We start from the raw sequence: 12,752 nt of genomic DNA, 5'->3' as shown, positions 1-12,752 counted from the left end.
TATTATTATGAAATATTCAAAAAAACTTTTGATTTTATTTGTTCCCGTAATTTTCTTGTTGTCGTGCGAGAAAGACGATGTTTTCACAGGAAGCCCTGTTGATAGCGATGTTTCTTTTGAAACTTTGACAGGCACGATAAGCACCAATGAAACGATTAGTGTAGCGGGTCAAAAATTACCAGTAACTATAACAATACCTCAGGCATTTGAGGATTCTATTCGTGTTCAAGTAACGTCATTTCTTCCAAGTACTAATAAAAGGACAACAACTTCTGTAATTATTCCTAAAGGACAAACTTCGGTTGATGCGGAAGTTTCAGCACCACCAACAGATGATTCTGATTTGCCTTATGTGGTGGAAGCCCAATATTTTTTGTCCGGAATAAATACCGCACAAAATGTAACCCCAGTAGGTTTTGCCGGAAAGCAATATTCATTAACATCTAATGTTTTGAAAGTAGATTTCGGCGATACTCCGATGCCAAATCCAAATGCTAACAAACTTTCTGTAAGACTAGATTATGAGTTTCCAAAGTTTCTAACAAGTGTTACCTCTTTTAACAGTATTAAAGTCGTTCTTAAAAGACTTGATGGTACAACAGTAGCTACATCCACTGCTTTAACGGCTCCAATCAATATGGAAAGTCAAGTTCCAAATAAGCGTTTCGCGACGCTTGTTTTCTTATCTACAGCTCCTGATAATACGTACATCGTGAATCTTTATGCGGGAACCTTGATTAATTCACCATCGAATATTGGATATAGGTTTGCGGTCCGTTTTCCAGATGGGAAAGGAAAAACTTTTGCGAATAATTTCTCGAATCTGACTGTTGGACCAGTTTCTAGCGCTATTGCTAAATTGCAAATTGTTAAGACAACAGTCGATGGAAATGCAAATTATGTAGTAACACCGCTTTAATTTAACTTTAACTATTTAACCCCTTTTTTTTGGGGTTAAATAGTTTTTTATATTTATATTTGTTCTCTCTATTAATTTAAAACTTTCAATTATGAAAAAAAATTTACTCTTTATTCTTTTTTTAATCGTGTCTTCTGTTCAGGCACAAGATTATTGGACAGAAAAACCCACGGGACAGCCTGCTGCCGCTATAGGTGTAACTAGTATTAGTTATGTTGATGCTAACACTGTGTGGCTTAATAATAATAATGGTTCTACTACTTCTACTATTGAGATTAGACGTTATTCTAAATCTCTTGATGGAGGTTTGACATGGACAACGGCGCCAATTGACCTTGGTGCTAGTTCGGCTGATTTGCAAATATCTTGTATTGATGCGGTTTCTGCTGATGTAGCTTATGCGTCAGTTTTCGGATCAAACGGTGCAACTGGCGGAATCTGGAAAACTACTGATGGTGGTGCAACATGGACTAGACAATCAACAGCGTCATTCAATTCGCCAGAATCTTTCCCAAATTTAGTGCATTTCTTCAACGAAAATGAAGGTGTTTGTATGGGGGATCCTGATGTTAACGGATTTGAAATTTACACTACTTCAAATGGTGGTGCGAATTGGGTAAGAAAAACCGGACTACCTGCAACGCTTGGTGCCAACGAATATGGATATTCAAATCAATTTGATGCCTATGGCAATTCAATATGGATTGGTACTGGTTTTGGTAGAATCTTGAGATCTACTGATAAAGGTCTTACTTGGACAGCTTACCAAACTCCTCTTGATGATTTTGGTGGTCAAGGTAATGGTACACAATCTGGAGATTTCGCTTTTGAGGATGAAAATAACGGATTGTTGATTTCTAGTGATTACCAATGTTTTAAAACCACTGACGGTGGTGCAACTTGGACAAATGTTCCTTATACTCCAAATGTTCCTGGTGAAATTCCTGCAGTAGGTATTATCAGAGGTCAAAGAATTGCTAATATCCCAGGATTGCCTAACACCTATGTTTGTGTAGGGACAGATGTTATTAATGATGATATCCAAACCGCAAGAGGATCTTCTTACACCACTGATAACGGAGTAACTTGGATTGATATTAACGACAATCCTGATACGAACTATGTAGATGGAACGACTATTAAATTCTATAGTCAAGAAGTTGGTTTAGCCGGTGGATTTAGTACTAGTCCGACTGTAGGTGGTGTTTTTAAATGGAATAACGAGCCTTTATTGGCTATTAAAAATTACTTGAAAGAACATCCATTCAATGCTTATATCGCTCAAAATACTTTAGAAGTTATTGGTGCTGATATTACTAACGTAACTTTATTTGATGTTTCAGGTAAAGAAGTATCAAACACAAACTTTGCTAGTGTTAAAAACACTTCTATGAATGTTTCTAACTTAAACACTGGTGTTTATTTGGTAAAAGTTACTAATAATGCTGGAGCTACTGCAACGATTAAAGTGATCAAAAATTAATTTTTTAATTAATTTTATATATCAAAAGCCACCCGGTATCGGGTGGCTTTTTTTATTACTTCAAATTGTGCTTATATGTTAAGCCCAAATCATTTCTATTTACAAACAAATAGTTATTTTTGCCACAAGATAAATACACTATGAGAATTCTACTAACCGCTTTTCTTTTTCTGGTCGCATTGACAGGTTTCTCGCAAGAGCCTGTGAACGAGAAACTCCAAAAAAGTTTATTGAAAACTAAGGAACAAAAAGCGAAGGAACTTGCCCAAAAGGCTCCTATTACCTCCTATAGAATGATCACTTTAGACCGCGATACTACTTATGTTGACACTTCGCTTACTATAAAAAAAGAATACGAATACAATTACCTCCGCAAGGATAATTTCGGATTATTACCTTTTTTAAATGAAGGGCAAACCTATACAACACTATACTATGGCTTAAACCATTTTTCCCCTTATCCTGAATTTGGCTATCAAGGAAAGCATTTCAATTACCTACAACCCAATCAGATTAAATATTACTCTGTAGCCACCCCGTTATCGGATCTCTACTTTAAAACGGTCATGGAGCAAGGACAATCCCTCGATGCTTTTTTTACAGTCAATCCTTCTGAACAATTCAATTTCTCAGTCGCCTATAAAGGATTGCGCTCGCTCGGTAAATACATCAACCAACTGTCAAGTACCGGAAATTTCAGGTTCACCACAAGCTATCACACTAAAAACAAAAGATATTTCATCAATGCCCATTACACCGGACAGGATATGCTCAATGGCGAGAATGGCGGTATTACAACACCCACTGATTTCGAAAATAGAGATACCGATTTCAAACAGCGCCAAAGACTTGAAGTATATCTCACCGATGCCACTTCATTCCTCAAAGGAAAAAGGATTTTCTTCGATCACAATTTCAGAATCAACCCAACGTTGGGAAGTAATAATCTATACGTTACGCATCAATTCAATTACGAAAGCAAATTTTTTGAATACTATCAACCTACCGTCACATCAACCATAGGAGACCAATTGGTCAACCGTTTCGGAGATTCCTATTTCGGCAGGGGCATCAATGATCAGGTACATTACAACCGGATGTACAATAAAGTAGGAGCGATCTATGAAAACACCACTTTGGGCAGGTTTCAGTTTTTTCTCGATGATTTCCGATACAACTATTATTACAACACCATCATCATACTCCAAAACCAAAATATACCAAGTTCCATAAATGATAAAATCAATGACTTCGGTGCCCAATACGAGTACCAAAAAAACAACTGGAAAGGGAAATTGCTTTATTCCAATTCCATCACCAGCCAATCGTTGACCAGTATCGATGCCAGTTTGCAATACCAGCTCAACGCCAAAAACAAATTCTCTTTCGGCTACCAAAACATGAACAAACTGCCAGACCATCTCTACAACCTGCACCAAAGCAGCTACATCAATTACAATTGGTATAACAATTTCAAAAACGAAAAAATCAACACCATCACCGCGACCGCCAGTACCCAATGGGCAGAAGCATCTTTGCAGATTTCTAATTACGACAATCATTTGTTCTTCAGCGATGACAGCACGGTTGATCGGGTGCAACTGATCTCACCCAAGCAATACGAAAAATCCATCCAATACCTTTCCATCAAAGTCAACAAGGAAATCAAGTATTGGAAACTTGCGCTCGACAATACCATCTTATACCAAAAGACCGAACAAGAAGACGACGTTTTAAACGTCCCAAAAATTGTTACGCGCAACACACTCTATTTTTCCGATTATTTCTTCGCCAAGGCACTCTATTTGCAAACCGGAGTTACCTTCAACTACTATACGAAGTACTACGCCAACGGATACAACCCTGTGATTTCAGATTTCTTTGTGCAGAACGACACCAAGATTGGTGATTTCCCCAACTGCGATTTCTTTATCAATGCCAGAATCCGCCAGTGCCGCATCTTCCTTAAAGCCGAACATTTCAATTCCGCCTGGGCCGCTTACAGCAGGTTCTATTCCGCACCCGATTATCCTTCCCGCGATTTTATCGTAAGATTCGGACTCGTCTGGAATTTCTTCCAATAAGCATACTTTGGGCGTGACCACAAGGGTCGGGCTTTTCGCACTCGCTTTTTTGCGCTGAACGCCAGCACAAAAAGAGCTCAGACAAATGCTGCAATCCCTCACGCAAACGTTATCGAATTAATATCGCGTTTGCTTGTAAAAGTTCATATTATCAATATATTTGTACCCTAATAATAACTCAGTCACTCAGCAACTCAGTCACTCAGCAACTCTAAAATGAAATACTCAGAAAACATATTAGGAACCATTGGAAACACGCCGTTGGTCCGCCTCAATAAAATCACCGCCGAAGTCGATGCTTTGGTACTTGCCAAAGTAGAAACCTTCAATCCCGGCAATTCCGTAAAAGACCGCATGGCCGTAAAAATGGTCGAAGATGCCGAAGCCGACGGACGGCTGAAACCAGGCGGAACCATCATAGAAGGAACATCTGGAAACACAGGAATGGGCTTAGCGCTTGCGGCGATTGTCAAAGGCTACAAACTCATCTGCGTGATCACCGACAAACAATCCAAAGAAAAAATGGATATCCTTCGTGCTGTTGGTGCTAAAGTAGTAGTTTGTCCAACTGATGTTGAACCAACGGATCCGCGTTCGTATTATTCCGTATCCAAAAAATTGGGTGAAGAAACACCAAACTCCTGGTACGTCAACCAATACGACAATCCATCGAATGCCATTGCACATTACGAACAAACCGGCCCTGAAATCTGGGAACAGACTGACGGAAAGATTACGCATTTCGTAGTCGGTGTCGGAACTGGAGGAACCATTTCAGGAGTTGCTAAATATTTAAAAGAGAAAAACCCGAACATCAAAATTTGGGGGATTGATACTTACGGTTCAGTGTTCAAAAAATACCACGAAACCGGAATCTTCGACGAGAACGAAATCTATTCCTACATCACCGAAGGCATTGGAGAAGACATCCTTCCCAAAAATGTTGACTTCTCGTTAATCGATGGCTTCACTAAAGTAACCGATAAAGATGCGGCTGTTTACACAAGAAAAATTGCTCTTGAAGAAGGAATCTTCGTAGGCAATTCTGCAGGTTCTGCGATTAAAGGTTTGCTGCAACTTAAAGAGCATTTCAAACCGGAAGACGTTGTCGTTGTTTTATTCCACGATTCTGGAAGCCGTTACGTCGGGAAGATGTTTAACGACGACTGGATGCGCGAAAGAGGTTTCCTCGACGAAGAAATCACCAAAGCCGAAGATGTCATCAAAGACCATATCGACAAACAACTCGTCATCGTACGTACCGAAGAATTGGTTTCCCACGCCATCGAGCGCATGCGCAAATACAAAATCTCACAAATCCCGGTAATTGACACGACTGGTTTTGTTGGTTCTGTCGATGAATCTGATTTGTTCCAAATCTATGTTTCTGATAAGAATGCTGCTGACAAACCAATCCGTGAAGTCATGGGCAAACCTTATCCGATCGTAAAAATGGGAACGCCTATTGAGGAAGTTTCGAAACTGTTCACCAAAGAAAACCAGGCCGTACTCATCGATTTGGGCAATGGCAAGCATCATATCATTACCAAATACGATATCATCGGGACGATAAAATAATTGATAATTAACAATGGATAATTGATAATTGTCCGAGTAATTATCAATTATCTATTATCAATTAAAAAAAATGAACTTCACCGCGATTGATTTCGAAACCGCCACCGGACATTTTCACAGCGCTTGTGCCGTGGGCATCGTCACGGTCGAAAACGGAATCATTGTCGAGGAATACTACACTTTAATCCAGCCGCCGAACAACGAGTATTCGTATCACAACATTATGGTGCATGGCATTAAACCGATTCAAACGCTCCACGAGAAAACTTTTGATGATCTGTTTCCGGAAATCAAGAAACGGTTGTTTGGTAAAACGATTGTCGCGCATAACGAACAATTCGACCGCAATGTGCTTTTAAAAACCATGCAGTATTACGGTTTGTATTATGACGAACTCGAGATTGCCGACCGTTGGGAATGTACCTGCAGGATTTACCGCTCTAAAGGTTATAAACCTGCGAACCTCAAATATTGCAGCGAGCGCAACAATATAGCCTTAAACCACCACGAAGCTTTGTCGGATGCGCGGGCTTGTGCCAAACTTTATCTTTTAAAGTAAATTTCAGTTGGTATTGGATTGCTTTTTTTATAAATTAGTACTTCCATTATACGCCATTTAAAATTTGCATCATGAAAGATTATTTCCTTCCCGATTTCTGGAAATCCAAGCAATATGACGCTACGGATTTCTGTAACAATCAAGCTTTCTGCCACCATCAAAATCACGCAATTTATCGCAATCGAACAGCGGAAAGCAATCTGTAAAAGTTTAATTTTGCATTATCAATTATCAATTATCAATTATCAATTATCAATTATCAATTATCAATTATCAATGTCAGTGATCATCCAGCTGAAATATTTTTTTGAGAAACATGGTTTCCATGTATCGTCGCGGCTTGCTGACAAACTCGGCATGCGCGCGAACAATGTGCGTTTGTTTTTCATCTACATTTCGTTTGTGACCGCCGGACTTTGGTTTGGGGTTTACCTCACTTTAGCGTTTTGGCTCAAGCTCAAGGATCTGATCCGGGCCAAACGAAGCTCCGTTTTCGACTTATAATATTACTTCTCTATACACGCCATTTATGAATCTCAACGCCAAACCACATGAAAACAACTTCATTTACTTCGTATTTTAAATTTTCGAAAGCACAACGCGCAGGCATTTTTGCTTTGCTATTGCTCATTGTAATTTTCCAGTTCGTTTATTTCTTCATCGATTTCAATCCCAAACCAAACACGGGAAGCAACAAACAACAATGGGTTGCTTTGCCTTTGTCGAAAGATTCGGCTTCTGTTTATAAAAAGAAAAATACTTATGAACTGCGACCTTTCAACCCGAATTTCATTACCGATTTCAAAGGATATCAACTCGGAATGTCTGTAGATGAAATTGATCGTTTGCTCGCTTACAGGAAGACAAACCGCTACGTCAATTCTGCGCAGGAATTTCAGCAGGTCACAAAAGTTTCGGATGCTTTGTTGCACAAGATCGCTCCGCATTTCAAATTTCCGGATTGGGTCAATAAGAGGAACGCAGCGCAGCATTATAAAGCTTCGGACTTTGCAGTGAAAGAAACTAAAGTACTTCAAGACATCAATCTGGCTTCAGCTGAAGATCTCAAAAAAGTCTACGGCATTGGAGACGGTTTGTCTGAAAGAATTTTAAAAGAAAAGGAAAAACTTGGCGGCTTTGTCAGTATGAATCAATTGCAGGATGTTTGGGGTTTGTCGCCTGAAGTTGTTGAGAACATCAATAAAGCTTTTAAAGTTTCCGGTTTGCCAAAGGTCAGGAAATTCAATGTCAACCAACTCAACGTCAAAGAACTGATGCAATTTCCGTATTTCAAATATCCCGTAGCCAAAGCAATTGTGACTTTCAGAAGTATGAACAATGGGATACATAGTGTTGAGGATTTGTCAAAAATTTCGGGATTTCCGGTTGATAAAGTAGAAATAATTGCCTTATATTTGGAATTCTAAAAAATAGCATCAAAAAAACAGCCTTAGAAATATGAATTCAATATATTTTACCGAAGAACACGAATTATTCAGAGAGAGTTTGCGCAACTTTTTGCGTACCGAAGTGGTACCACATATTGAAAAATGGGAAAAAACAGGCGCAATCGAGCGCTTCATCTGGAAAAAATTCGGTGAAATGGGTTTTTTCGGAATCGCTTATCCTGAGGCTTATGGCGGATTGAATCTCGATTTGTTTTACACCGTAGTGTTTCTGGAAGAATTGCAAAAAATAAAATCTTCCGGTTTCGCCGCGGCGATGTGGGCTCACGCTTATTTGGCGATGACACATTTGAATGCTGAAGGTGACGAACGCATCAAGCAGGATTATCTCGCGCCAAGTATTTCTGGTGATAAAATCGGAGCCTTGTGTATTACTGAACCTTTTGGCGGAAGCGATGTGGCTGGAATGCGTACAACGGCTGTAAAAAATGGAGACAAGTATATTATCAATGGTTCGAAAACCTTCATCACCAATGGAGTTTATGCGGACTATTATGTTGTAGCTGCGAAAACAAGCCCAGAACTAGGAAATAAAGGAATCAGTATTTTTTTGATGGATACCAATTTGAAAGGTATTTCAGCCACAAAATTAGATAAACTAGGCTGGAGAGCTTCCGACACCGCTGAGATTTCGTTTGATAACGTGGAAATTCCGGCAGAAAATTTGATGGGTGAATTAGGCAAAGGATTTCCTTATATCATGCAGCATTTCGCTTTAGAAAGGTTGATCATGGCGGTCAATGCGCACGCGCGAGCCGAATATGCTATCGATTATACGATTGATTATATGTCGCAACGTGAAGCTTTCGGAACGACAATCAATAAGTTTCAGGCTTTAAGACATACGATGGTCGATCATGCTACAGAAGTGGAGCATTGTAAAGTGTTTAACTATGCAGCCGTAGCCAGATTAAATAAAGGTGAATATGTAGTGAAAGAAGCCACGATGGCCAAATTAAAATCTACTAAAGTAGCCGATGAAGCAATCAACAGTTGCTTACAAATGTTAGGCGGTTACGGTTATATGGAAGAATATCCGCTCGCACGTTTGTTACGCGATAGTCGTTTGGGGCCAATTGGTGGCGGAACTTCAGAAATCCTTAGGGAGATTTTGTCGAAGATGATTATTGATAAACAGAATTATAAACCTGCAGTGAAATAATAAAAAATATCAAATTTGAAATTCCAAATTCCAATGGTTCTTGAATACGTTGGGATTTGGAATTTTTATTTGGACTTCATTCGCGTGAAGGATGGAAGTGGAAATCCTTTTGTGCCGTCGTTTACTTCGTCAGTTCGCTCTGCTCGTGTGGCATAAAAGATTGGGAACCCACAGCCTGACGGCAGCCGTAATGTTCTATTGAGTAGGATTTTGAACTCGCCGGTACGCCCAAATAATTCATGATAATATATAGAATGAAAAAATTATCAATTATTAATTGTTAATTATCAATTAAATGATATCTTTGCGCCCTTAACGAGAGGAGGTGTCTATATTATGTTAATTATACCAATTAAAGACGGAGAAAATATCGATAGAGCATTGAAGCGCTATAAAAGAAAGTTCGACAAAACCGGAACTGTTCGTCAGTTGCGCGCCCGTCAGGCTTTCATCAAACCTTCAGTTACGAACAGAATGAAAATCCAGAAAGCGGCTTACATTCAGAACATGAAAGACAATTTAGAAAGTTAGAGTATAACTTCTTCAAAATAGAACCGTTAGTTTGCAAAGTTTAATACCTTTGGGCTAACGGTTTTTTTTATGGACAATAGTAAGCAGGCTTTTCGCGATTATTTGCAGCTCGAGAAAAATTACTCGAAGCATACGGTGCTTAATTATTGCGCCGATGTAGACTTTTTTGAGACGTTTCTGAATGCTGAATTTGATCAGGAAAATTTGCTTGAAGTGAATTACAGCCAAATCCGAAGCTGGATTGTTTCGTTGGTTGATGCCGGAGTTTCGAATGTTTCGGTCAACCGGAAAATCTCGTCGCTGAAAAGCTATTACAAATTTCTGTTGAAAAGCAAGCAGATCGAAGTTAGTCCGTTGCTCAAACACAAAGCGCTCAAGACGCCGAAAAAAATCCAGATTCCGTTTTCCGAGAAAGAACTCGACATGGTTTTGAACCAACTTCAGTTTCCTGAAGGTTTTGAAGGTGTTCGCGATAAACTCATTATCGATTTGTTTTACACGACGGGCATCAGACGGACGGAGCTGATTCATCTTATGGTTTCGAATGTGAATACATCGAATAAAACATTCAAGGTTTTGGGGAAAAGAAACAAAGAAAGGATACTGCCGATGCTTCCGGTAGTTGAAAAACAAATGCAATCGTATTTTTCTGAAAGGGCTAATTTAGAGCAAATTAAAGACAAAGACTTTTTTTTCGTGACACAAAAGGGCGTTAAATTAAATGATTCGTTTGTGTATCGATTAATTAATCATTACTTTAGTAATGTCTCCGAGAAGGTCAAAAAGAGTCCGCATATATTAAGACATACCTTTGCGACTCACTTGCTCAACAACGGGGCAGACATCAATTCAGTGAAAGAATTATTAGGACATTCGAGTTTGGCATCTACACAAGTATACACCCACAGTAGTTTATCTGAGCTCAAAAAGGTATACGGCAATGCGCATCCGAGAAACCAAAAATGATTCTGTAATGTATAACCATTAAAATTTTTATTATGAAGGTAAATGTTCATGCAGTTAACTTTACTGTTGACAAAAAGCTGGTAGATTTTATTCAGGACCGAATGGATAAATTGGAAAAATATTATGATAAAATCGTTTCTTCGGATGTTTTTTTGAAAGTGGAGAAGACCAGCGATAAAGAAAATAAAATTGTAGAAGTAAAAATTCACGTCCCCGGAGATGACTTTATGGTAAAAAAGCAGTGCAAAACTTTTGAGGAAGCAGTCGAGTTGACAGCAGAATCTTTAGAGCGTTTATTAGTAAAAAGAAAAGAAAAAATCAGAACGCATATTTAAATAAAATTTTTTATAAAAAATGTTTTGTTTAAAAAACAAAATGATATACATTTGCAGTCCGTTAGAAATAGCGGACTTTTTTTATTGTATATGCCAGCGTAGCTCAGTTGGCTAGAGCAGCTGATTTGTAATCAGCAGGTCGTGGGTTCGAGTCCCTCCGCCGGCTCTGAAAAGCATATCAAAACAGTAAGAAAAGTTGGGGAGATACTCAAGCGGCCAACGAGGGCAGACTGTAAATCTGCTGTGTGAACTTCGCAGGTTCGAATCCTGCTCTCCCCACAAAATTTTTAATAAGCATTTGTCGAAAGCTTGCTTTCGTAAAAATGTGTTTAAAAGTTTTAGTAAGGGTTCACCCTTACGGATCACAAGCTTTGCTTGTAATCCTTCTGAATTCGATAATCAGGACGGATGAAAAAGGTAAGTCAAAATGATTCAAGCATCAAGGAAACTGCCGACTTAGCTCAGGGGTAGAGTGCTTCCTTGGTAAGGAAGAGGTCACGGGTTCAATTCCCGTAGTTGGCTCAAAAATTAGAGAATTTCGAACACTAATATATAACTAAGATTAAAAATTAAGTAAAATGGCAAAAGAAAATTTTAACCGTAATAAGCCCCACTTAAACATTGGAACAATTGGGCACGTTGACCACGGAAAAACAACTTTAACTGCAGCAATCACTAAAGTATTGTCTGATGCAGGTTACTGTCAAGCGAAATCATTTGATCAAATTGATAACGCTCCAGAAGAAAAAGAAAGAGGTATTACAATTAACACTTCACACGTTGAGTACGAAACTGCTAACCGTCACTACGCACACGTTGACTGTCCTGGTCACGCGGATTACGTAAAGAACATGGTTACTGGTGCTGCTCAGATGGACGGTGCTATCCTAGTAGTAGCTGCAACTGACGGACCAATGCCACAAACACGTGAGCACATCCTTTTAGGTCGCCAGGTAGGTATTCCTAGAATGGTTGTTTTCATGAACAAAGTAGACATGGTTGATGATGCTGAGTTGTTAGAGCTTGTTGAAATGGAAATCAGAGACTTGTTGTCATTCTACGAATATGATGGAGATAATGGTCCTGTAGTTCAAGGTTCAGCTTTAGGTGGATTGAACAATGATCCAGCTTGGGTACCAAAAATCATTGAATTGATGGAAGCAGTTGACAACTGGATCGAAGAGCCAGTGCGTGACGTTGCTAAACCATTCTTGATGCCGGTTGAAGACGTATTTACAATTACAGGTCGTGGAACTGTTGCTACAGGTCGTATCGAAACTGGAGTTGCTAATACTGGAGATCCAGTTGAAATCATTGGTATGGGAGCTGACAAATTGACTTCTACAATTACTGGAGTTGAGATGTTCCGTAAAATTCTTGACAGAGGAGAAGCTGGAGATAACGTAGGATTACTTTTAAGAGGTATCGACAAAGCTGATATCAAAAGAGGTATGGTTATCATTAAGCCAGGTTCAGTAAAACCACACGCTAAATTTAAAGCTGAGGTTTATATCTTGAAAAAAGAAGAAGGTGGTCGTCACACGCCATTCCACAATAACTACCGTCCACAGTTCTACGTACGTACCACTGACGTAACAGGAGTTATTTCTTTGCCTGCAGGGGTAGAGATGGTAATGCCAGGCGATAACTTAACTATTGATGTAGCTTT

13 protein-coding genes and 3 tRNA genes are annotated in these 12,752 nt (G+C 39.1%); all 16 read left to right on the top strand.

Features of this window, described 5'->3' with window-relative positions; translation table 11 throughout:
- Nucleotides 1-7 precede the first annotated feature (7 nt).
- Nucleotides 8-919: a hypothetical protein gene (locus Q0058_RS02110; protein WP_298221082.1), complete on the top strand. Its 912-nt coding sequence runs from the start codon at nucleotides 8-10 to the stop codon at nucleotides 917-919.
- 91 nt (nucleotides 920-1,010) lie between these two features.
- Nucleotides 1,011-2,402: a T9SS type A sorting domain-containing protein gene (locus tag Q0058_RS02105; RefSeq protein ID WP_298221081.1), complete on the top strand. Its 1,392-nt coding sequence runs from the start codon at nucleotides 1,011-1,013 to the stop codon at nucleotides 2,400-2,402.
- A gap of 140 nt (nucleotides 2,403-2,542) precedes the next feature.
- Nucleotides 2,543-4,486: a putative porin gene (locus tag Q0058_RS02100; RefSeq protein WP_298221080.1), complete on the top strand. Its 1,944-nt coding sequence runs from the start codon at nucleotides 2,543-2,545 to the stop codon at nucleotides 4,484-4,486.
- 216 nt (nucleotides 4,487-4,702) lie between these two features.
- Nucleotides 4,703-6,064 (top strand): pyridoxal-phosphate dependent enzyme, encoded by a 1,362-nt coding sequence (locus Q0058_RS02095; RefSeq protein WP_298221079.1) that lies wholly within the window; start codon nucleotides 4,703-4,705, stop codon nucleotides 6,062-6,064.
- 70 nt (nucleotides 6,065-6,134) lie between these two features.
- Nucleotides 6,135-6,623 (top strand): 3'-5' exonuclease, encoded by a 489-nt coding sequence (locus Q0058_RS02090; RefSeq protein WP_298221078.1) that lies wholly within the window; start codon nucleotides 6,135-6,137, stop codon nucleotides 6,621-6,623.
- A 71-nt stretch (nucleotides 6,624-6,694) separates the two neighbouring features.
- Entirely contained in the window at nucleotides 6,695-6,829 is a 135-nt protein-coding gene (locus Q0058_RS02085) for a hypothetical protein (protein ID WP_298221077.1), read from the top strand.
- Nucleotides 6,830-6,899: 70 nt separating this feature from the next.
- Nucleotides 6,900-7,127 (top strand): PspC domain-containing protein, encoded by a 228-nt coding sequence (locus tag Q0058_RS02080; RefSeq protein ID WP_298221076.1) that lies wholly within the window; start codon nucleotides 6,900-6,902, stop codon nucleotides 7,125-7,127.
- 47 nt (nucleotides 7,128-7,174) lie between these two features.
- Complete coding sequence (locus Q0058_RS02075; RefSeq protein WP_298221075.1) at nucleotides 7,175-8,050, top strand: helix-hairpin-helix domain-containing protein; 876 nt, start codon at nucleotides 7,175-7,177, stop codon at nucleotides 8,048-8,050.
- Between the two features lie 31 nt (nucleotides 8,051-8,081).
- Nucleotides 8,082-9,251 carry an acyl-CoA dehydrogenase family protein gene (locus Q0058_RS02070; protein ID WP_298221074.1) on the top strand — a complete coding sequence of 390 codons (1,170 nt, stop codon included), beginning with the start codon at nucleotides 8,082-8,084 and terminating at the stop codon, nucleotides 9,249-9,251.
- A 336-nt stretch (nucleotides 9,252-9,587) separates the two neighbouring features.
- Nucleotides 9,588-9,782 carry a 30S ribosomal protein S21 gene (gene rpsU / locus Q0058_RS02065; protein ID WP_298221073.1) on the top strand — a complete coding sequence of 65 codons (195 nt, stop codon included), beginning with the start codon at nucleotides 9,588-9,590 and terminating at the stop codon, nucleotides 9,780-9,782.
- Between the two features lie 69 nt (nucleotides 9,783-9,851).
- Nucleotides 9,852-10,748 carry a tyrosine-type recombinase/integrase gene (locus Q0058_RS02060; protein ID WP_298221072.1) on the top strand — a complete coding sequence of 299 codons (897 nt, stop codon included), beginning with the start codon at nucleotides 9,852-9,854 and terminating at the stop codon, nucleotides 10,746-10,748.
- Nucleotides 10,749-10,780: 32 nt separating this feature from the next.
- Nucleotides 10,781-11,083, top strand: a complete 303-nt coding sequence (raiA, locus tag Q0058_RS02055; RefSeq protein WP_298221071.1) for a ribosome-associated translation inhibitor RaiA — start codon at nucleotides 10,781-10,783, stop codon at nucleotides 11,081-11,083.
- Nucleotides 11,084-11,175: 92 nt separating this feature from the next.
- Nucleotides 11,176-11,249: transfer RNA gene (locus Q0058_RS02050), tRNA-Thr, on the top strand.
- A gap of 32 nt (nucleotides 11,250-11,281) precedes the next feature.
- Nucleotides 11,282-11,362 (top strand) — tRNA-Tyr (locus tag Q0058_RS02045).
- Nucleotides 11,363-11,533: 171 nt separating this feature from the next.
- A tRNA-Thr gene (locus tag Q0058_RS02040) sits at nucleotides 11,534-11,605 on the top strand.
- Nucleotides 11,606-11,661: 56 nt separating this feature from the next.
- The coding region (gene tuf / locus Q0058_RS02035) for an elongation factor Tu (RefSeq protein WP_298221070.1) at nucleotides 11,662-12,752 on the top strand (1,091 nt) is incomplete at its 3' end.

Source organism: Flavobacterium sp. (assembly GCF_027484705.1).
Classification (GTDB): Bacteria; Bacteroidota; Bacteroidia; order Flavobacteriales; family Flavobacteriaceae; genus Flavobacterium.
Note: the sequence above shows the minus strand (reverse complement) of the source record. Positions and strands in the feature narration are given on the sequence as shown.

Coding starts and splice junctions, on each gene's coding strand:
- Q0058_RS02075 (WP_298221075.1), top strand. CDS start 7,175: ATGAAAACAACTTCATTTACTTCGTATTTTAAATTTTCGAAAGCACAA.
- raiA (WP_298221071.1), top strand. CDS start 10,781: ATGAAGGTAAATGTTCATGCAGTTAACTTTACTGTTGACAAAAAGCTG.
- Q0058_RS02110 (WP_298221082.1), top strand. CDS start 8: ATGAAATATTCAAAAAAACTTTTGATTTTATTTGTTCCCGTAATTTTC.
- Q0058_RS02060 (WP_298221072.1), top strand. CDS start 9,852: ATGGACAATAGTAAGCAGGCTTTTCGCGATTATTTGCAGCTCGAGAAA.
- Q0058_RS02070 (WP_298221074.1), top strand. CDS start 8,082: ATGAATTCAATATATTTTACCGAAGAACACGAATTATTCAGAGAGAGT.
- Q0058_RS02090 (WP_298221078.1), top strand. CDS start 6,135: ATGAACTTCACCGCGATTGATTTCGAAACCGCCACCGGACATTTTCAC.
- Q0058_RS02095 (WP_298221079.1), top strand. CDS start 4,703: ATGAAATACTCAGAAAACATATTAGGAACCATTGGAAACACGCCGTTG.
- Q0058_RS02080 (WP_298221076.1), top strand. CDS start 6,900: ATGTCAGTGATCATCCAGCTGAAATATTTTTTTGAGAAACATGGTTTC.
- Q0058_RS02085 (WP_298221077.1), top strand. CDS start 6,695: ATGAAAGATTATTTCCTTCCCGATTTCTGGAAATCCAAGCAATATGAC.
- Q0058_RS02100 (WP_298221080.1), top strand. CDS start 2,543: ATGAGAATTCTACTAACCGCTTTTCTTTTTCTGGTCGCATTGACAGGT.
- rpsU (WP_298221073.1), top strand. CDS start 9,588: ATGTTAATTATACCAATTAAAGACGGAGAAAATATCGATAGAGCATTG.
- Q0058_RS02105 (WP_298221081.1), top strand. CDS start 1,011: ATGAAAAAAAATTTACTCTTTATTCTTTTTTTAATCGTGTCTTCTGTT.